The sequence below is a fragment of the Haloarcula laminariae genome (assembly GCF_025457605.1).
Classification (GTDB): domain Archaea; phylum Halobacteriota; class Halobacteria; order Halobacteriales; family Haloarculaceae; genus Haloarcula; species Haloarcula laminariae.
This window is the reverse complement of the sequence record NZ_JAMZFY010000002.1, coordinates 891037-911646: the sequence shown is the minus strand read 5'-3', so window position 1 is coordinate 911646 and position 20610 is coordinate 891037. Positions and strand designations below refer to the sequence as shown.

Sequence of the window (20610 nt, the reverse complement as noted above, 5' to 3'; positions counted from 1 at the left end):
GCCGGTGACCACTTACGACTGCTGGCTTTTCGGGCCCAGCAGCCCGAGATAGACGCCGCCTGACAGACAACTGTTTTTTCGCCCCGCTGTAAAGTCGAACCCATGTGTCCCTCCACCGAATCGCCTGCGTCCGAGCAGTCGGGTGACCCGCTCTGGGGCGTCCTCGTCGGAACGTACCTCGGCCTGCTGGTCGCGCCGCTCGCGGTGTTCGGAGCCGTGGGTCTCGGGATGGACGGAGCGGGTGTGCTGTACGGTGCCTCCGTCGTCGTGTTCGCCGGCGCCGTGGGACTCGGCTGGTTGGCGACGGTACACTGGGACAGAGCGGCTATCCGACTCGGCGCGACACGAGTACGGTGGCTTCCGGCTGCGATACCCGTGGCCTACGCGCTCGGTGGTTTCGCCAGCCGGTCTGCCACCGGTACCGCCGGCGTGCTGGCGTTCTTCGGCGGGCTGGGTGCGATGGTCGTCGGCCTCGTCCTCGGGGTGATGGCCCGCACCCGCCACACCGATTCGGTCCTCGACAGCGACGACATCGCGTGCGAGTTTCGGGCGGGCTGGCCGGCCCCGTTGCGGAAGCGGCTGGCCCTCGCTGTCGGCGCGTTCACGCTCGTCACGGGCGCCTGTCTCGTCGTCGGTCTCCTGGCCGACTGGTTCGCGCTCCAGCTCGCCGGCCAGCTACTGCTCCCGCTCGGAGTCGTCAGCTACAGCTCGACCGAGGAGCGGGACTACACCGTCAGCCCCGCCGGCCTGGAACAGCGGCTGCCGGTCGCGCGGCGACTCACCACCTGGGACGCCTTCCGCGGGTACAGCCGGACCGACGACGCGCTCGTCCTCCACCGCCCCCGGAGAGTGGACATCCGGTTCGCGCTCGCGGACCTCGACGACCCCGAAGCCGTCGAGGCCGCCCTCGGGCAGTACCTCCGAGCGGCCTGACCGCGGGTGCGAGCGTTTATACCCGAATACGCCCAATCGGCGGCCGTGAGCGACTACGTGCCGACCGGCTGTAGCCCGGTCGACGAGCTGCTGGGCGGGGGGCTCGAACGCGGCGCCGTCACGCAGGTGTACGGCCCGCCGGCCGCCGGCAAGACGAACCTGGCGCTGTCGGCGGCCATCGAGGTCGCGGCAGCGGGCGACGCCGCCCTCTACATCGACACGGAGGGGCTCTCGCCCGACCGGATGGCCCAGATTGCGCGGGGCCGGGCCGAGGGGACGAACCAGACCGTCGACGACCTCGCCGGCCGGCTCATCGTCTCGGAGGCCTACGACTACGACGAACAGACCGAGGCCGTCCAGGACGCCGCCGAGTTCGCCGCGGAGGTCGAACTCATCGTGTTGGACAGCGCGACCGGTTTCTATCGCCTCCGGCGCGACGACGACGACGGCGGCGAGACACTGCGGGACGTGGCCCGACAGATCACCCACCTGCTCTCGCTGGCCCGCAAACACGACATCGCCGTCGTCTTCACGAACCAGGTGTTCACCGACCCCGACAGCGACCGCTCGACGGCGCTTGGCGGCCACACGCTGAACCACTGGTCCGGCGCTATCCTCCGGCTCGACCGGTTCCGGGGCGGCAACCGCCGGGCCACACTGGAGAAACACCGCGCCAAGGCCGCCGGCGACACTGTCCAGTTCTCGATTACCGACGCGGGACTGGCCGGCGAGGAGACCGCCGAGCCGACGCGAAATCTGGACTGACAACGACAGCAGTCGGCGCGCGCTGACACGCCCCCGTGGCGCGGCGACAGTGTTCGAGGGGGTTTAGTAGATGAGTTCGGCGTCGTTCTCGGCCATGTACAGCGTGCGTGCGGCGATGTTGACGGCGTGGTCGCCGACGCGCTCGATGTCCCGAATCGTCAGCAGGAGCCTGGAAACATCAGTCATCAGCTGCTCTATCTCCTCGCCGCTGGAGTCGGCGTCTATCTCCCGTTCGATGAGGTCACGGACCACGGCCTCCGAGGCCGCCTCGCAGCGGTCGTCGACCACGTCGTCGGTCTCGCTGATAGCGTGACACAGCTCCGGGTCCTCACCGTCATAAGCGGCCATCGAGTCTTCGACCATCTCGATGACGACCTCCGCGATGTCCTGGATGTCGACCTCCGGGAAGACGTCGCGTTCGGCCTCCAGGGAGTACTCTCCGAGGTTCGTCGCCAGGTCACCGATTCGTTCGAGGTCGGTGATAATCTTGAACGAGGCGGCGATAAAGCGCAGGTCCGACGCGACCGGCTGCTGGAGCGCGAGCAGGTCGATGCAGTCCTGTTCGAGGTCGAGATAGAGCTGGTTTATCTCGTCGTCGCCCTCGATGACCTCCCAGGCGAGCTCCTCGTCTTTCTGTTCGAGCGCGGAGAGACCCAGGCGGAGTCGGTCCAAGACGAGTTCGGACATGTAGAGAACGTCCTCGCGGAGGGACTCCAGGAGGTCCTGATACGATTCGCGTGCCATTGTCGGGACTCCCCGGGCCGGCCGTATCAGCCTTTCCCTTTTCTCAATACCCGCCGTCGTTCTGGCGGCCACAGCCGTTCAGGGGCGGTGTCCTGCGGCGAACCGGTTCAGTAGATGAGCGCGGCGTCGTTTTCGACCATGTACAGCGTGCGGGCGGCGATGTTGACGGCGTGGTCGCCGACGCGTTCGAGGTCCCGAACGGTCAGCAGATACCGCTTGGTGTCGGCGAGCGTCGCGGCCACGTCGTCGTCGGGCGGGCGGTTCACCAGCGAACGCACGAGGTCGTCCGCGGCGGCGCCACAGCGCTGGTCGAGGTCGGTGTCGGCGGCGGCGACGTCGCGACAGCGCTCCGGGTCGCCCGACTCGTAGGCGTCGAGGGCCCCCTCCAGCTGGGCCAGCGCCATCTCGCCGATGTCGGTGATTGGCACCGACGGGACCGCGTCGCCGGCCATCGCGTCGACGTAGCCGCCGAGGTTGGTCGCCAGGTCGCCGACGCGTTCGAGGTCGGTGAGTATCTTGAACGAGGCGACGACGAGCCGGAGGTCCGACGCGACCGGCTGTCGAAGCGCGAGCAGGTCGATACACTCCGATTCGAGGGCGAGATAGCGCTCGTTTATCTCGTCGTCGGTCGCGGCGACGGCCCGACCCGCCGCGGGGTCGCGTTGTTCGTAGGCGACGACGACGCGGTCGAGCCGGTCAGTCACGTCGCGGCCCATCTCGCAGACGTCGGCCTGAAGGGCGTCGAGTCTCGCTTCGAACGTGTCACGCGACATGTATCTGCAGTGTGGGAGAGACGGTGTATAGGCGTACCGGTGGGGTCGTTACTCGTTCCAGAACGCCCCGGTGAACATCACGAAGACCGGGATTATCTCCAGACGGCCGATCCACATCAGGAATATCATCAGGAGCTTGCTCGTCGTCGGGAACTCGACGTAGCTCCCGAACGGCCCGAGGAATCCGAAGCCGGGACCGATGTTCCCGATGGTCGCCAGGCTCGCACTGAGCGCTTCGAGCAGCGTCATCTCCAGGCCGACGCGGCTCGCATCGAGCATGAGAAGCATGGTCGCCACCCCGAAGGTGAGCAGGTACAGCAGCGTGAACCCGTAGATGGCGCCGATGACGTCCTCGTCGATGACGTGCCCGCCCAGCCGGACCGGTTTGACGGCGCTGGGGTGGGCAGTGGTGAACAGTTGCCGGCGGATGGACTTCAGGACGACCAGCCAGCGGACGACCTTCACCCCGCCGCCCGTGGACCCGGCCGAGCCGCCGATGAACATCGCAAACACCAGCAGCGCCTGCGACGTCGTGTCCCACTGGGCGAAGTCACTCGTCGCGTAACCGGTGGAGTTGAGCAGCGACGCGACCTGGAACGTCGCCTGACGCAGCGCGTTTTCGACGGCGCCCTGCGTGACGCCGCCGAGGTCGCCGAGCGGCGGTGCCGAGCCGGTAAAGAGAAAGCCCCAGAGGATGAGCGCCATCCCGGCGTTGGCACCGAGATACGCCTGAAGCTCGCGGTCCTTGAGGAAGGCCGCGTAGTCGTCCTGCAACAGGAAATAGAACAGGGCGAAGTTCATCCCGGCGATGAGCATGAACGGGATGACGAGCCACTGGACGGCCGGGGAGAAGTAGGCGATACTCTGGGCCTGCGGTGAGAACCCGCCGGTCGGCAGGGTCGTGAAGGCGTGGGCGATAGCGTTGTAGAGGTTCATCTCCGGGGCCAGCCCCGCGTAGTGGAGTCCCACCAACAGAACGGCGTACAGAACCGTGAAACCGAGATAGAACAGCCAGAGCAGCCGCGCCGTCTCGGCGATTTTCGGCGTCAGCTTCTGGAGTTCCGGCCCGGGCGCCTCCGAGTCGATGAGCTGGGCCCCGTTGACCGCGGCCTCCGGGAGGATAGCGACCATCAGGACGATGATACCCATCCCGCCCAGCCACTGAGTGAGCTGGCGCCATATCAACAGCGCGTGGGAGTGGCGCTGGAAGGATATCTCCCCGGTGACAGTGGCCCCGGTCGTCGTAAACCCGGACATCGACTCGAAGAGGGCGTTTATCGGATGGCGAAGGGTCGACTCGGTGCCGTAGCCCGCGATGACGTACGGGACCGCACCGATGACGGCGACGGCACCCCACGACAGCGCCACGAGCAACAGCGCTTCGCGGGTGCCGAGCTGGTGGTCGTCGTCGAGGCGCTCCAGCGCGACGCCGACTGCGACCGTGATGGCGATAGAGGCGAGAAACGTCGGGACGCCCTCGCCGTAGATGACGGCGGTGGCCAGCGGAATCAGCATCGCGACGGCGAGGTACTTGATTATCGTGCCGGTAAACGCGACGCTCTGGCGCCAGTCGACGCGGACCGACATCACCGAACACCGTCCATTGGCGGACACTCCAGGCGCGACTGCGAAAAACTTCCCGTTCTCGGTTCAGAGTTTGGCGGTAGCCTCGTCCAGGTCCGTCACGTCGACGAACACGACGACGTGGTCCCCGAGCTCGATGACCGTGTCACCGCGGGGGATGATACGCCCGCCGTCGCGGGTGATGGCGCCGATGACCACGCCGTCGGGGAGGTCGGCGACCGACTCGCGGATGGGACGGTCGACGAGGACGCTCTCCGCGTCTATCTCGATTTCCATGACCTCGGCGCGGTCGGACTCGATGATGGCGACGTTCTCGGCGTGTTGCTCGCGGGTGAAGCGGGTTATCTCCTCGGCGGTCGCTTCGCGCGGGTTGACGGCCACGTCGACGCCGACGGCCTCGAACAGCGGGACGTACTCTCCCGCGTCGACGACGGCGACGGCGCGCTCCGCCCCCAGACGCTTGGCGAGCAGTCCGGCAAGCAGGTTCTTCTCGTCGTTTTCCAGGGCCGTGATGACGATGTCGACGTCCTCGATGTGCTCCCGTTCAAGGAACTCCCGGTCGGTCGCGTCGCTCTCCAGGACGGTGGTCCCGCTGAGCTCCTCGGCGATTTCCCGGGCCCGCTCGGGGTCGCGTTCGACGAGTCGGGGTTTCAGTCCCCGGTTCTGGAGCAGTCGAGCGGTGTGATAGCCGACGTCGCTCCCGCCGACGATGAGGATGTTGCGTGCACCGTCGCTGTCGGGTTCGAGTTCGTGTGAGAAGGTCTGGACGCTCTCGGGACTCCCGATGACGACCACGTCGTCCCCGGGCTCCAGCACCGTATCGCCGTCGGGGATGACGACGCTGTCCTCCCGGAGGACGGCCGCGAAGGTGAGCGACTCGTACTGGTCGGCCTCCTCGACGGTCAGGTTGGCGACCGGGCTCGATTCGGCAATCTCGAACTCCGCCATCTGGACCGCGCCGTCGGCGAAGGTCTCGACGTCCTGTGCCGCCGGCAGCCCGACCACGCGGGCGATGGACTCGGCGGTCAGCAGGTTCGTCGCGACCATGTGGTCGACGCCGAAGGCCCGCTCTGACTGTTGCCAGGTCCGGAGGAACTTCGCGCTCTTGACCCGCGAGATGCTGAAGGCGTCCGTGACGGTCATCGTCGTCCCGCAGGTGACGATGTTCGTCTCGTCGTCGTCCGTGCTGGCGATGACGATGTCGGCCTGGCCGATGTTCGCCTCCCTGAGGGTGTCGAGGTCCGCCCCGTCCCCCTCGATGCCCAGCACGTCGGCGTCGTACATCAGCTGCTCCACGCGGTCGCCGTCGATGTCGATGACGGCGACGTCGTGATTCCCCGCGAGGCTCTCGGCGATGGCCGACCCGACTTCCCCGGCACCGACGATTACGACGTACATCGGGGACCCTCTGCCGTATTCATGTCTGACCCGTTCCGTCGGACCGGACAAGTGTATTTCCATCTGCCGGACGGGCTCGGAGCCGCGGAGAGCGGTACTCTTTCATTGGTCGGTTCGGAACGATGGGACGAATGTACATCGTCATCGTTGGGGCTGGTGACATCGGTACGCCGCTCATCGAGATAGCGACGGCCGGGGGCAACGAGGTCGTCGTCATCGAGCGGGACACGGCCAAGGCCGAGCAGGCGTCGCGGGCGTTCGACTGTCTGGTCATCAACGACGACGCGACGTCGAAGGAGACCCTCGCGGACGCCGGCGCTGACCGGGCCGACGCGCTCATCTCGACGACCGACCAGGACGCGACCAACATCATGGTCTGTCTGCTGGCCCAGGAACTCGACGTGCCCGAGGTGGTCTCGGTGGTCCACAACCCCGAACACATGGGGCTGTTCGCTCAGATCGGCGTGAACACGATGCAGAACCCACAGCGGCTCATCGCGGAGTACCTCTACCGAGCCGTCAAGCGCCCGTCTATCGTCGACTTCATGCGTATCGGCGAACAGGCCGAGGTGTTCGAGATAACGGTCAAGCAGTCGGCACCGATAGCGGGCAAGACGCTCCAGGAAGCCACTGCAAGCGACCTCCTTGGTCCGGACGTACTCATCGTCGCCATCGAGCGGGAGGGGACTGACGAGCCGATAACGCCGCGAGGGGGCACGCGTATCGAAGCCGACGACTTGCTTACCGTCTACTCCGCGACGGGAGCGACGCCCGAGGTGACGGACGTGTTCGGCCACACCGAGGACCGCAACTGAGATGACCCGACGGACCGACTGGGCGTCTCGGACGGACCTCCGAATAATCGCCCGCGACATCGGCTCGCTCCTGTTGATGGAGGCGGGGCTGATGGTCATCACCGCGGTGATAGCGCTGGGGTTCCGGGAGTTCCACGCCGCGTTCGGGTTCATCACGGCCGGCGGGCTCACCGCGGGCGTCGGCGGGCTGGCGAACCACCGCTTTGCCGACGCTCCGGTTCCGGGGCTGAAACACGGGATGGTCATCGCCGCGGGCGGCTGGTTCATGGTGGCGGTCTTCGGGGGGCTCCCGTTTTTCCTGACGGCGTGGTTCACGCCGCCGGAGGTGATGGCGACGTTCGTCCCGGCCGGCACGGACACGAGCGCTTGGGAGCCAATCAGCGTCGGCGGGACGACGACGGTGTCGAGTCTCGCGTACTTCCGGAACCCGCTGCACGCCCTCTTCGAGAGCATGAGCGGCTGGACCGGCAGCGGGCTGACCATGGCCATTCACGAGCCCTCCCTGCCCCGCGCCGTCCAGTGGTGGCGCTCGTTCATCCAGTGGGTCGGCGGCGTCGGCGTCATCGTCCTGACGGTCTCGATTCTCGCACGGCCCGGGAGCGGGAGCTACGCGCTCTACCGGAGCGAGGCCCGCGAGGAGAAGATACACCCGAGCATCGTCTCCACGGTGCGGACGGTCTGGAAGCTCGTCGTCGGCTACACCCTGTTTGCCTTCCTCCTCCTCTTCTGGGCGATTACCGCCAGCGACTACGGGAGCACGCTCCCGCTGTGGGAGGCCGCCTGGCAGGCGCTCAACCACGCGATGACCGGGCTCACCACGGGCGGGTTCTCCGTTACGGACAACTCCATCGCGACGTACGATTCGCCGCTGGTCGAGCTCGTCCTGTTGCCTATCATGATACTGGGCGCCGTCGCCTTCCCCGTCCACTACCTGGTGCTTCACGACCGGCAGTGGCGTGAACTGGTCACCGACCTCCAGACGCGCTGGCTGTTCTTGCTGCTCGGAGCGGGGGTCGTCGTCCTCTCGCTGCAGAACGCGCTGACGGTCTCGGCAACGGCCGACGCCTTCGCCGCGGAGTCCGTTCTCCCCGTCTCGGTGCCGCTGGTCAGCGGCGGGCAGTTCGACGCGGTTCGCGATTCCGTCTTCCAATGGGTGTCGGCGCTGTCCTGTACCGGGTTCCAGTCGGCGCCCATCGGCCGCTGGGTCGCCGGTGGCAAGGTGATGCTCGTCGGTGCGATGACGCTGGGCGGGGCAGCCGGGTCGACGGTCGGCGGAATCAAGATAATCCGGGGGTACACCGTCGTCCGCGGTATCATCTGGCAGTTCTCCCGGGTGTTCCTCCCGAAGAACGCGGTCGTCACCGCGCGCATCGACGGCCGGATACTCGACCGCGAGGAGATGGAACACGAGTTCAGCGAGGCCGCTATCGTGACCTTGCTGTGGGTGCTGTTCCTCGGCGTCACCAGCCTCGTGCTCGTCAACCTCGCCGGGCCCGACTTCGGCTACGCCGACGCCCTCTTCGAGGTCGCCAGCGCCCAGGGCAACGTCGGCCTGTCGACGGGTATCACCGGCCCGTCGATGCACCCGGTGGCGGAGACGATGTTCCTGTTCAACATGTGGATCGGTCGGCTGGAAATCATCCCGGTGCTCGTGTTCGTCCGGTCGGCGGTGTACGGGCTGAACCCGTAACGCCGGCGGCCGGAATCGAGACATACACGCTTAACAGATAGTACCCGAAGGCCACAGTATGAACAGTGGCCCCAGAGACGGGAACCGCAACCTTCTGGCGCACGTCCTCCTCCCGGTCGCCAACGAAGACGACGCCCAGGCCACGGCCACGGCGCTCGAACCGTACGAGCCGGCGCGCGTGACAGCGCTGCACGTCGTCGAAAAAGGGGCTGGCGTTCCCGACAAGACGCCGGTCAAGCAGTCCGAAGAGCTGGCCGAGGCGTCTTACGCCGCCGTCCGGTCGGTGTTCCCCGACGCCGACGACCACACCGCGTACGGGCGCGACGTCGCGGCCGAGATATTCGAGGCCGCCGAAGAAGTCGAGGCCAGCGCCATCGCCTACCGCTCGCGCGGCGGCGGCCGGCTGATGCAGTTCCTCTCGGGCGACCTCTCCCTGAAGCTGGTCACGAACGCCGACATCCCCGTAATCGCGCTCCCCCACGAGGACACCGATGAGTGAGGAGGACCTCGCGAAGGACCTCGGTCCGCTCGCGGCCCTGACCATCGGCGTCGGGACGATGATCGGGGCTGGCATCTTCGTCCTGCCCGGGGAGGCCATCCTCAACGCCGGCTCGATGGCGGCGGTTGCGTTCGTGCTCGGCGGCGTCATCGCGATGTTCACCGCGCTGTCGGCCAGCGAGCTCGGGACCGCGATGCCCCGCTCTGGCGGGGCGTACTACTACGTCAACCACGCGCTGGGCCCGCTCTTTGGCTCGGTCGCCGGCTGGGCCAACTGGCTCGGACTCGCCTTCGCCAGCGCCTTCTACATGGTCGGCTTTGGGCGCTACATCGCCCGTATCTTCGGGCTCTCGGGGTCGGTCGGGCTCGGGCCCGTCTCGATAACCGTCGTGAAAATAATCGCACTGGTCGGGGGCGCCTTCTTCGTTCTCATCAACTACGTGGGCGCGAAAGAGACCGGGCGGCTACAGAATATCATCGTCGTCCTGCTGGTGGCGATTCTGGCGGTATTTACCTTTCTGGGAACGCTGCGGGCCGAGCCGGGGAACCTCCCCGAGGCCCGCGGCGTCATCACGACACTGGAGACGACGGGGCTCATCTTCGTCTCCTATCTCGGCTTCGTCCAGATTACGAGCGTCGCCGAGGAGATAAAGGACCCCGGCAAGAACCTCCCGCGGGCGGTCATCGGCAGCGTCGTCATCGTGACGGTCATCTACGCGCTGGTGCTCGTCATCATGAGCGCGGCCGTCCCGCAGGGCTTTATCGCCGACGTCATCACCTCCGACGCCGAGAACCCCATCGCCGTCGTCGAGGTCGGCCAGTACCTCCAGGGGGCCGCGATGGGCGGGGCGCTGCTGTTTGGCGGCCTGCTCGCCACTGCCTCCAGCGCGAACGCCTCCATCCTCGCGTCCTCCCGCATCAACTTCGCGATGGGGCGGGACCGGATCGTAGCGCCGGCGCTCAACGAAATCCATCCCCGGTTCGGGACGCCCTACCGGGCCATCGGTATCACCGGCGGGCTCATCCTCCTTTTCATCGTTATCGGCGACCTGACGCTGCTCTCGGGCGCGGCCTCGGGGCTCCACCTCATCATCTACGGCCTGCTGAACCTCGCCTTGCTCGTGATGCGCTATGTGAACCCGGAGGAGTACACCCCCGATTTCGTCGTGCCGCTCTACCCGCTCATGCCGATTCTTGGCGTCGTCCTCTCCTTTGCCCTGCTCGTGTTCGTCGCGGGTGACGCGCTCTTGCTCTCCTTCGGTATCGCCGCCGCGGCGATACTGTGGTACGGGCTCTACGCCCGCACCCGAACCGAAAAGCAGGGCATCCTCTCGAAACACGTCCTCTCTCGCTCCGAGGAGCTGCCCGACGCCGCCGTCAGCGCGGCCGCCGGCGTACAGCCCGACGGCGGACAGTACCGCGTGATGGTCCCCCTGGCCAATCCGGAAAACGAGCAGCAACTCATCACGCTCGCCAGCGCCATCGCCAAGCAGCGCGGCGGGACGGTCGTCGCGACCCATATCGTCACGGTGCCCGACCAGACGGCCCTGGCCGGAGCGGCCGAGAAGACCGGCGAAATCGACGCGAGCTCCGAACGCCTGCTGGCGAGCGCCCGCGAGGACGCCGAGACGTTCGGCGTCGACGTCGAGACCCACACCATCATCTCCCACAAGTCCTACGAGGCCATCTTCGACGCCGCCCGCACCCACGACGCGGACCAGGTCGTGATGGGGTGGGGGCCCGACGCACACGGCTCGCCCGGCCGGGCGGAGTCGGCCATAGACGAGCTCACCGAAGCGGTTCCCTGTGACTTCCTCGTACTCCGGGACCGCGACCTCGACCCCTCGAAGATACTGCTGCCGACCGCCGGCGGTCCCGATTCGGAGCTGTCGGCATCGATTGCGAAACTGCTCCAGGCCGAGTACGGCTCGGAAATAACGCTGCTCAACGTCGCCGACGACCGAGCGACCGGTCAAGCCTTCCTCGAAGAATGGGCCGCCGACAACGGGCTCGGCGACGCCGAACTGCTCGTGGAGTCCGGCGACGTGGAGACCGCCATCGAGGACGCCGCCGCGGACGCGACGCTGCTCATCATCGGCGCGACCGAGGAGGGTCTGCTTCGGCGGCTCGTCTCGGACTCGCTCGTCCTGGACGTCGTCGACGACGTGGAGTGTTCGGTGCTGCTGGCCGAGAAACACCGCGACCGCGGACTGCTCGAACGGTTGTTCTAAGGCCTCGGGCCGACCGCGTTGCCTTCGAGGGAGAGTCAAACGGGACGGGCTCGCCCCGAGGTCGAAGCCTCACGATTCAGGGGTTTCTCCAGCATGTGTCGCGTCCGATTATTAATCCGTGAAATGCGAACGCGAGCCTTAATACGCACATTAGAGATATACCGGTATGAGCGATAACCGCAGTGACGAGAGCGCAGGGGCCGACGCGGCTCCCGACGGCGGTGTAGTCGAGTCGGAGGCGGAGCCCGACGATAGCGTCGACGTCGAGTCGCTGTCGGACAGCGAGCTGCGTGCGAAGTTCCGGGAGGTGCGAAACGAGCGCGACCAGGCCCGCGACCGCGTCGATGAGCTCGAAGACACCGTCGAGGACCAGCAACATCGCCTCTACGACCTCGAAGGGTCCCTCGCCGAGCTACAGGGCGTCGTCAACGCCAACGCCTCGGGCGATCTGACACGCCGGGCCGACATCGACTCCAACGTCGACTCCGTCGTCGATTTTGTCTCCAGCTACAACCGGATGCTCGACGAGTGGAACACGATGTTGAAGCAGGTCAAGGAGGTCAGCACGTCGGTCGACGAGTCCACCTCCGACGTCGAGTCGGAGGTCGAGAACGTCGAGCGGGAAAGCGAACAGGTGAGCCAGTCCATCAGCGAAATCGCCGACGGGGCCCACGAGCAAAACGAACACCTCCAGCAGGTCGGCGACGAGATGCGCTCTATCTCCGCGACCATCGAGGAGGTTGCGGCCTCGGCGACCGAGGTGGCAAACACCGCCGAGGACTCCGTCGAGAGCGGCGACAACGCACAGGAGGCCGCGACCAAGGCCATCGAGGACCTCGAAGCGATGGAGGCAAAGACCGAGGAGATGGTCCAGCAGGTCGAACAGCTCTCGAATCTGATGGGCGACATCGAGGAGATTACCGAGTTCATCAACGACGTGGCCGACGACACGAACATGCTCGCGCTGAACGCCAACATCGAGGCGGCGCGGGCGGGCGAAGCGGGCTCGGGCTTTGCCGTCGTCGCAAACGAGGTCAAGGACCTCGCCAACGAGACCAAGGAAGCGACCGACGAGATAAGCTCGACCGTCTCCGAGGTGCGAGAGCAGACCGAGACCACCGTCGAGAACATGTACGAGACCCAGGAGGTCGTCTCCCAGGCCGGCAGCGCGGTCGACTCGACCATCGACGGGCTCGACGACGTGGTACACATGATCGAGCAGGTCAACACCTCCATCAAGGAGATAGACGACGCGGTCGACCAGCAGGCCCAGACCACGCAGTCGGTCGTCTCGATGGTCGACGAGGTCAGCGCCGTCAGCGAGGAGACCACCACGGAGGCCGAGACGGTGGCCGAGGCGGCCGAGAGCCAGGCCGACTCGCTCACGGACGTCACCCAGGAGGTCGGCGTGATGTCCCAGCGGGCCGAGGAGCTGGGCTCGACGGCCGCGCAGTTCACGACCGGCGAGCGGCAGAAACACACGATGTCGAAAGGCGACACCGTCGTCGACTTCTGGCACGCGATGGGCGGCGCGAAGTCCCTGCTCTTGCACGATTTCGCACGCGAGTTCGAGGAGGAACACGGCTCCGTCCACTTCCGGCTCTCCTCGCTGGGCAGCTACGACGGGGTCTTAGACGAGAGTCTGGCGTCGTCCGGAACCGACGAGATGCCGGCCATCGCCCAGATAAACGAGATAGGGAGCATGAAGGCCCGGCTGTCGGGGGCGTTCAAGCCCGCCGAACGCATCATCCCGGAGTCGGCGAAAGCGTCACTGACCGACTCCGTCTCGGACTACTACACCGTCGACGGGGAGCTACAATCGGTGCCGTTCAACTCCTCGAACCCCGTGCTGTGTATCAACAGGGACGCCTTCGAGGCCGCCGGGCTGAACCCGGAGAACCCGCCCGAGACCTTCGCGGAGGTCCGCGAGGCCAGCCAACAGCTCGTCGACGCGGGCGTCGTCGACTACGGCATCACCTTCGCGAACTACTCCTGGTTCGTCGAACAGTGGTTCGCCGAAGCCGGCCAGGAGCTCGTCAACGAGGACAACGGCCGCAGCGGCGTCCCCGACCAGGCTTACCTCGATAGCGACTTCGCCCACGAGCTCTTCCAGTGGTGGACCGACATGGAGGCCGACGGGCTCTATCACAACACCGGTATCAAGGCCCGCGGGACGGCCAAGAAGACCTTCCACGACGGGCGAGCCGCCATGCTCATCGGCTCGACGTCGTCGCTGGGCTCCATCGAGTCGGGCGCCGAGTTCGACCTGAAGACAGGCTACCTCCCCGTGCTGGACGACCGCAACGGCGTCCTCGTCGGCGGGGCCTCGCTGTGGATCGGCGACAACCTCGACCCGTCGGTCGAACAGGCCGTCGGCGAGTTCCTCGCGTGGCTCCTCCAGCCCGAACAGCAGGCCCGCTGGCATCGCGAGACCGGCTACTTCCCGGTCTGTGACGGCGCCGCCGACCTGCTTCGCAGCGAGGGATGGTTCGACGAGAACCCGCACTTCGCCACCGCGTTCGACCAGTTCCAGGACTCTTCGGACACGCCCGCGACCAACGGCGCACAGATGGGACCGTTCCCGGAAGTCCGCGGTATCATCGAGCGGGCCCGCGCGGAGATGCCCGTCGGCGAGGACGTCGGCGACAGCCTGCGGGCGCTGAACAACGAGGTCGAGGCTGAGCTGTTCAGCTGGGAAGCCGAGAGCTGAGCCCCACGTCCAGTTTCAACGACTCCACCCGGCGCCGTCCCCCGTTTTCAGGCCGCGATACGTCAGTTATCACCTGGTGAAACGCGCCGCGCGACGGCTTCTCTCCAGCCGGCTACCCGGAAGGTGCCGTTTACTAACGGAGCCGGCACACGGATAGGCTATCGTCCGTCATGTCACCGCTTCGCGTCTCACCGACCGACAGGCAACGGCCCATGGACGGCGACCAGACACCGGTCGCGCTCAACACTGGCTGTTCCGAAACACATGCTTGAGATATTTCGACACTGTCTGTCCCCGTCCGAGACGGTCCACGAGTGTCGCCGCTGTGGTACTACTGTCCCAGCGACAGCGACGCGGTGCCCGACCTGTGAGAGCGACAGCATCGCCAGCTACCGTCTCCAGTGAAGAGACGCCCGCGTGTCGCGGCCGAACGGTGCAGCCGCTACACGCCGAAAGACGAAAAAGCGGGCCGCCGGGTCAGCCGAACATCTGGCGCATGTTACGCAAGTATTACTACATTAGTAATATAGAGGCAATATATTCTGGCTCTGTGCTGGCCTAGAAAGCCGAATTTCTATCCATTGTCACTTTTTCAGTAACCTCTACTATTTTTCACCTTGAATAATTGGTCCGCTTGATTCAGAAATCGGGTCCGAAGTAACCCAATCCTCAGAGATACGCTCGTCCATCATTTTAAGAGTGCAAACCTTGACATTCTGCGCTTTCTGTTCAGTTCTTGCATTACTCTGCCACATATCACCGAGAAGAAGACCTGGACCCTCAGCTATAAACAGTATTTTTATATCATAGTCGTGTTCCTTACTGTACTCCGTTATTTTCTGAACCTTATCATCATTTCCACCTGTTCTGTCGTCCTCCTGTCCTCCGCCTCTATCTGAGTCATACCGTGCAAAGCCAATTATTTCGGGTTCGTCCGTGGGCCCGTATACAATAAAATCTGCAGGCGTTTCGTGCTCGTACCCACTGAATTCTTCATTCAGGTAAATATCCGAGCCCGCCCCTCTTGGACCCTCGATGTTGAATTCGTCCCCAAAGTTGGTTTCAAACCATTCAAATATTTTGTCTTCCACCCAATAGCCTTTCTCACCACGGTCATCGTGCTGGTCTAGAATACCTGCCAGAGCCTCGTCAGGGAACTCTCGACCGTTCAATACTTCCCTTACCTCGTCTATCGGCCTAATGAATTCAGCAAAGTCATTTACTACCATATCATGATTACTTTTGACTGAGGTCATTTCGACAGATGCGACAGGCAAGACGTATCTGCGGAAAATTCGGAGAAGTTGTCTTCTCTCCTTGCCTTCATCTCCTGTCGTCTTCCAGTTGCTATTAATATATGTTAGAATTTTAGCGGACGAATCTACCTTATGTACAATCTGTTTAAATTTTCGGAGGTCTTCCTCATGACGCTCAACTGCATCCTCCAAGTAATCGGGATAATAATCCTCTTCAAGAATGGTAATCCAATCTACTCCTTCATCTTCAAAATCGGCGAAGTTGGGCATGACAACGAATGCAGGTCAAACGGGAGTAACTCTTGCGGCTTACTTACAAAATGAAAAGTCGAAATGAAAACAGAACCACAGTTAGCTACCAGGGAAAATTGAGTGTCGTGTTCTTCTCAAAAACCATGAATGGAGGAGAGGAAAAATTCAACTAATGAGAGAGTCCGAGTAGAAAACCGCTAGCAAGCCATTGAGGGGATTTTGGGCATAGAATCCTTTCTCAGAAAGGGTGCTTATCTGACTGGTTCCGCTACATCTTAATCAAATATCTCAGAACACAGGGTACTTAGGGTATTACGAAGAAACGGAGGACAAGGATGTTAGCTCGGCCAGATTCTGTTGAAACACTGAAGCAAGAGCTGCTGAATGAAGAGCCGCCTGATGTCGAACTAGTTGCTGACATTTCTGGCACTATTGGACTTGACGAGTACTCTTCGGGGGAGCGTGACCGACCGAACCAACTCTACCACGGTGACAATCTTGATGTAATGAATTATCTCATTAAAGAGCAGGATATGGCTGGCGAGGTCACACTCTGTTATATTGACCCACCATACGCCGCTGACCACGCTTTTGAATCCCGTGGTGGTGGCCGAACCAATCCGACTTATAGAGATAGTTTTGAGGACGCTGAGTATCTCGAATACCTTCGGGAGCGTTTAGTGCTTATCCACGAGTTGCTTGCTGAAGACGGGTCCATCTATGTACATATTGGTGAGGAGATGATGGCTCACGTCAAAATTATTCTTGACGATGTGTTCGGGCGGGAGAACTACGAGAATACCATCTCACGTAAAAAGTGCCACTCAAAGAATGCCACGAAGAAGCGATACGGGAATGTTCAGGACTTCATCTTCTTCTACGCTAAAAACAGCGATAAAAAGACCTGGGAGCGACCGTCTCGACCGCCGACCAAGGAGGAGAAGGAACGAGCCATGAAGGAATATCGGTATGAAGAAGAGGAGACAGGAAGGAAATATATGAAAGTTCCAATCCACGCCCCTGGGGAAAGAGACGGTGAAACAGGCGAACCGTGGCGTGAAATGGAACCACCTGAGGGTAAACACTGGACGTACCCGCCCGAGAAACTGGAGGAGATGGCTGAGGAGGGACTGATTGTATTCTCGGACAGCGGCAACCCGAGAAAGAAAGTCTACTACGACCAGCGGGATGGTGTTCCTGTGACCGATATGTGGCTCGATAAACGCGATTACTACAACCAACAACAGGCTATCACGGGATACCCCACCGAGAAGAATATTGACCTGCTTGAACGGATTGTAGAGGCTTCTTCGAACGAGGGTGACTTGGTGATGGATGCGTTTATGGGAAGTGGAACGACGCTCGCAGCAGCAGATAAACTCAATCGGAACTGGTTGGGAATGGACAAGGGAGATGAGGCGTTTGAGGTTACTCAGGAGCGAATGAAAGAGGGTAGCGGACACTCACCGTTCGAAGTCTACGAAATGCAGTAATTTCTAGCGATACTCCCCGAGGGTTTATGAAGGCATGAACTATGCCTAGGTTATAATGCCAACTTTCGGTGACTACAAAGACGAAGGCCAAGACTGGATTACCTTCGTTGAAGCCGATTACTACCCCGACTATCTCATACCTGCGAAAGAGAAGTACAAGGAGGATATGGAACAGTTCGGTAAACTCATAGAGCGAGCTGACTCCTCCGCCGACGTTCTTCGTATCATAAACAATGAATGGACTACGACGGAGAAGCAACGCACTCAACTCCTCCGTATCTTCCGCCGATATATCTCTCCAGACACCAGCGTAGAGATGATGAAGAAGAAAAAGAACGAGTCAATGGTTATCGATGACTTCGGACACAAATTCCGTGATATAGAAGATGTGCGTGATAACTGGAATAGTCGTCCACAGCCCGACGGTACCCTTGCTGCTTTACTAGACCAGCACTCCGATAGGGGGTTCAAAGGATATTGGGTAGAAGAGCAAGTATTCAAGTGGTTCGAAGAGAATTTCAGCGACGACTACGAGCTGAAAGGACCCCGAGGAGCGGGACGAGATATTGAACTGAATGACGTACTTGAAGGCTACGAGCATAAGACACCTGCCGATTTTGTACTCTACGGACCAACAGGCGACCCCGAACTGGTAGGTTTCGCACGGTATGACTCCGACAGAGGTGGAGCACAAGAAGATGACCGAACGGGTGGCAACGCCAACACTGTGACCAGAATCACCGAGTACAGCCAAGAACACAACTTGGACTTGAAAGTGCTTTTTGTCAATGATGGTCCTGGCCTTCTTCTTGGGAGCATGTGGGACGACTATGCCCGCATCGAAGAATCAGCAGAAAATGTGAAAGTCTGCACGTTGGACATGCTGGACGCTCGAATCTCTGAAGATTGGGTGCTTTCTGACCCTGTAAGTGAATCCGACGATGTGATTGACGAAGAAGCGTTAGAAGGCGAAAAAGAGCCGCAAGCATCTTCTGATGGTGGTGAGTCACAGTCAGGCTTTGACCAATTTAAATAGTCAAAGGGAGTCAAGATTTGTTCTGGCCTCCAGATGAGAGAATATCTAACTTATCAAAGGTGATTTTCTCAAGATTGGAATCTTGAGTCCCCCAAGAAACAGCAAAGTGTCTCGACGCTTGAACCCTATTAATGCCTGAAGTAGTGAGTGTTGTTGGGGGTGACGACCTCGGTATTGAGTTGAATCTTCCTTCTCTTTATGCTGATATCGAGGCTAAAAATAAAAAATACGAGCCAGCATCATACCCTGGATTATGTCTTCAATTTGAGGAAGACGGCGCAACTATCATGGTATTCTCTTCTGGGAAATACAATATTGCGGGGGCAGAGTCGATTGTTGAGTTGTATGCTACCCATAGAAAATTTGTGAGACAAGTGTCAAATATGCTTGAGAGAGAAATTGAGGTCAAAAATACATGCGAGTTGAGAAATCTTGTCTATCGAGGTGACTTCGGTTCTAAATTACGGCTTGAAGCGTTAATACCCTTCCTTGGGATAGAGAATATCGAGTATGAGCCTGAGTCTTTTCCTGCACTGGACTACCGTCCTCCCGAATATGAAGGGCTTTTTAAGATATTTGCGACAGGAAAAGTAACACTCTCAGGGGTAACAGACCCCGAAAATGCTGAAGATGAATTTGAATCACTCTATCAAAAGCTTCAGGAGGTGATTGAATCGACGTGACTCAGTTAGTCGGGTTCTTCGGAACATGGAACACATCTGATGAGCCGTGAGAACATAACAACTAGACATCTGGCGTCCATAGTTTTAGTATGGATATTCAAGTCGGAGACAAGGTTCGAGACTCATCTCAGTGGACTACTGATGGAATTGAACGAACCCCTAGAAGAGTCGATAAGATACTGCGAGACGAGAATACGGGCATCAGATACGCATACTTAGTTCCTGTGTCGAATAATCCTAAGACAGAGCTGATACCGATTAGCGATATCGGAATGGAGGGCGAATACGAGGTCGTCGAGGATAGGTGATGATATACTCACTGAGGAACTGAACGAACACATTACGATATGGGCATTGAGTTCACTCTCACTCTCGCTGTCGGAGATTTTCTATCGGTTCTCGAATGAAACGATGGATAAATATATTACTATTCCATAAACATTTGTCCTATGGATGATAACCTATCTCCTGATGAGATATTCGGTCAAACCAAACTCGATTTTGAGATGCTGCAGGATGCTGACGACCAAAAACTCCTCAAATTGGTAGCCAGCTATCGCAGAGAAGAAATTGACACAAGTGATTTTGGTTCGATTAGCACCGAAGGGATGGCTGTTCGATTATTAAAAAAGAGAGGCTACGATATTCAAGGGAGTGGTGATGAGTTCCGTGTTCAGACCCCAAATGGGGACAAGCTGACTGCCAGAGAAATTTAGATTTGCAGTGTGTCTTAAGACTCTGAAGGTGTCATCGAGGGCACTATAGACAAGATACTCGAAGATACGGAGACAGGCGAGCTGTACGCGTATTTAGTTCCGAAGGACGGTTTATACGTAAAGGCGACTTAGGTTTAACTTGTGCCTACACGACAAGATGCGATAGACGCCGTTGAACAGGTATTAGACGACAAGTCTGGCGTTGCAGATTGGGAAATCTCCGAAGTCAGTGGTGATGATGATTTCCTAATTGGTTGTTCAATAACTCATGCACCAGATGAACTCAGCCCTGAGCATAATATCAACGGATTCGATAAAATCGAATTCCGCCCGTTATATAATGGTGCTAATGAAGACGGGAGTGTTGACTACGATATCATACTGACAGAGACTACAAGGCGCTGAATCATATGGTATGCTAGCACGATATATTGATAAGGTATTTAAATAGTTTTTCACCTAATACCTCTTGCTCTGTCTATATGCTACCTCATACGCCAGTTTTGTAAATTTTGTAGAGTTGGCCCCCAAAGACTAAGTATGAATCTCGCGGAAAGACTAGTCGCCATGCCCACTGCAAAGCAGTCGTTCGAGTTCGAGGGAGATAGAGCACTTGAGACCGCAAAGACCATTCTCAGTAATTATGAAATACAGGGCTCAGTAAAACGTATTTCCGTGGAATTAGTCGAAGAGCAAGAGGTACAAGACGAGGGAAATGAGAAGTCTGCGGACCCCACGGACGATAGAGAGTTGAAGCAAATTCGTGCGAACACGAACCACCATATCGTCTTGACAGGGCTCAAGGAGCTAGATGAAGCGGATAAGACCCCTGCGAGTAGTAATGATATCTATAACCACAAGTCCGACCAAATCAAGGAAGAGTCGGTATACGCGGCGTTGTCGAATCTGTACGACCGCCGTCTTGTGGAACGCGAGCGCATCAAAGAAGGCTCGAACCACCACTATGTGTACAGTATGAACGGCTATGGGCAAGAAGAACTCAACCGTGTCGGAATACACGACTAGCTCTCTC

General features: G+C 60.5%; 19 protein-coding genes. 14 read left to right on the top strand and 5 right to left on the bottom strand.

What is annotated here, in order from left to right; translation table 11 throughout:
- The first annotated feature begins 102 nt into the window (after window positions 1-102).
- Complete coding sequence (locus NJQ98_RS16360; protein WP_262180614.1) at window positions 103-933, top strand: hypothetical protein; 831 nt, start codon at window positions 103-105, stop codon at window positions 931-933.
- Between the two features lie 45 nt (window positions 934-978).
- On the top strand, window positions 979-1698 hold the full coding sequence (gene radB, locus NJQ98_RS16355) for a DNA repair and recombination protein RadB (protein WP_262180612.1): 720 nt from the start codon (window positions 979-981) through the stop codon (window positions 1696-1698).
- Between the two features lie 63 nt (window positions 1699-1761).
- On the opposite strand, the gene phoU (NJQ98_RS16350) is transcribed toward radB, so the two are convergent.
- From phoU (NJQ98_RS16350) to trkA, 4 genes are all read right to left on the bottom strand, one after another.
- Window positions 1762-2442, bottom strand: a complete 681-nt coding sequence (phoU, locus tag NJQ98_RS16350) for a phosphate signaling complex protein PhoU (RefSeq protein ID WP_262180610.1) — start codon at window positions 2440-2442, stop codon at window positions 1762-1764.
- A 107-nt stretch (window positions 2443-2549) separates the two neighbouring features.
- Complete coding sequence (gene phoU / locus NJQ98_RS16345; RefSeq protein WP_262180609.1) at window positions 2550-3215, bottom strand: phosphate signaling complex protein PhoU; 666 nt, start codon at window positions 3213-3215, stop codon at window positions 2550-2552.
- A gap of 48 nt (window positions 3216-3263) precedes the next feature.
- Window positions 3264-4802 (bottom strand): TrkH family potassium uptake protein, encoded by a 1539-nt coding sequence (locus NJQ98_RS16340; protein WP_262180607.1) that lies wholly within the window; start codon window positions 4800-4802, stop codon window positions 3264-3266.
- A gap of 63 nt (window positions 4803-4865) precedes the next feature.
- Entirely contained in the window at window positions 4866-6197 is a 1332-nt protein-coding gene (trkA, locus tag NJQ98_RS16335; RefSeq protein ID WP_262180605.1) for a Trk system potassium transporter TrkA, read from the bottom strand.
- Window positions 6198-6328: 131 nt separating this feature from the next.
- On the opposite strand from trkA, the gene NJQ98_RS16330 reads away from it, so the two are divergent.
- The 5 genes from NJQ98_RS16330 (at window position 6329) to NJQ98_RS16310 (ending at window position 14141) form a co-directional block, all read left to right on the top strand.
- Entirely contained in the window at window positions 6329-7012 is a 684-nt protein-coding gene (locus tag NJQ98_RS16330; protein WP_262181017.1) for a potassium channel family protein, read from the top strand.
- Window position 7013: 1 nt separating this feature from the next.
- Window positions 7014-8702: a potassium transporter TrkG gene (locus tag NJQ98_RS16325; protein ID WP_262180603.1), complete on the top strand. Its 1689-nt coding sequence runs from the start codon at window positions 7014-7016 to the stop codon at window positions 8700-8702.
- A gap of 58 nt (window positions 8703-8760) precedes the next feature.
- On the top strand, window positions 8761-9201 hold the full coding sequence (locus NJQ98_RS16320; RefSeq protein WP_262180601.1) for a universal stress protein: 441 nt from the start codon (window positions 8761-8763) through the stop codon (window positions 9199-9201).
- Complete coding sequence (locus tag NJQ98_RS16315) at window positions 9194-11431, top strand: amino acid permease (RefSeq protein WP_262180599.1); 2238 nt, start codon at window positions 9194-9196, stop codon at window positions 11429-11431. Before NJQ98_RS16320 ends, NJQ98_RS16315 begins: the two co-directional genes overlap by 8 nt.
- A 166-nt stretch (window positions 11432-11597) precedes the next feature.
- Window positions 11598-14141, top strand: coding sequence for an extracellular solute-binding protein (locus NJQ98_RS16310; RefSeq protein ID WP_262180597.1), 2544 nt, complete (start codon window positions 11598-11600; stop codon window positions 14139-14141).
- 605 nt (window positions 14142-14746) lie between these two features.
- Here the strand turns inward: NJQ98_RS16310 and NJQ98_RS16305 are convergent.
- Window positions 14747-15667: a hypothetical protein gene (locus tag NJQ98_RS16305; protein WP_262180595.1), complete on the bottom strand. Its 921-nt coding sequence runs from the start codon at window positions 15665-15667 to the stop codon at window positions 14747-14749.
- Window positions 15668-15984: 317 nt separating this feature from the next.
- On the opposite strand from NJQ98_RS16305, the gene NJQ98_RS16300 reads away from it, so the two are divergent.
- The 7 genes from NJQ98_RS16300 to NJQ98_RS16270 all read left to right on the top strand — a co-directional run bounded on the left by NJQ98_RS16300 (window position 15985) and on the right by NJQ98_RS16270 (window position 20603).
- Complete coding sequence (locus NJQ98_RS16300; protein WP_262180593.1) at window positions 15985-17142, top strand: site-specific DNA-methyltransferase; 1158 nt, start codon at window positions 15985-15987, stop codon at window positions 17140-17142.
- Between the two features lie 55 nt (window positions 17143-17197).
- A complete protein-coding gene (locus NJQ98_RS16295; RefSeq protein WP_262180591.1) occupies window positions 17198-18178 on the top strand; it encodes a hypothetical protein in 981 nt (326 codons plus the stop codon).
- 131 nt (window positions 18179-18309) lie between these two features.
- Window positions 18310-18861, top strand: a complete 552-nt coding sequence (locus NJQ98_RS16290; RefSeq protein ID WP_262180588.1) for a TATA-box-binding protein — start codon at window positions 18310-18312, stop codon at window positions 18859-18861.
- A gap of 89 nt (window positions 18862-18950) precedes the next feature.
- A complete protein-coding gene (locus NJQ98_RS16285) occupies window positions 18951-19169 on the top strand; it encodes a hypothetical protein (RefSeq protein ID WP_262180586.1) in 219 nt (72 codons plus the stop codon).
- 141 nt (window positions 19170-19310) lie between these two features.
- A complete protein-coding gene (locus NJQ98_RS16280; RefSeq protein WP_262180585.1) occupies window positions 19311-19577 on the top strand; it encodes a hypothetical protein in 267 nt (88 codons plus the stop codon).
- Window positions 19578-19718: 141 nt separating this feature from the next.
- Window positions 19719-19982, top strand: a complete 264-nt coding sequence (locus NJQ98_RS16275) for a hypothetical protein (RefSeq protein WP_262180583.1) — start codon at window positions 19719-19721, stop codon at window positions 19980-19982.
- 135 nt (window positions 19983-20117) lie between these two features.
- The gene (locus NJQ98_RS16270; RefSeq protein WP_262180582.1) at window positions 20118-20603 is read left to right on the top strand and encodes a Cdc6/Cdc18 family protein; all 486 of its coding nucleotides are present in this window, start codon (window positions 20118-20120) and stop codon (window positions 20601-20603) included.
- Window positions 20604-20610 lie beyond the last annotated feature (7 nt).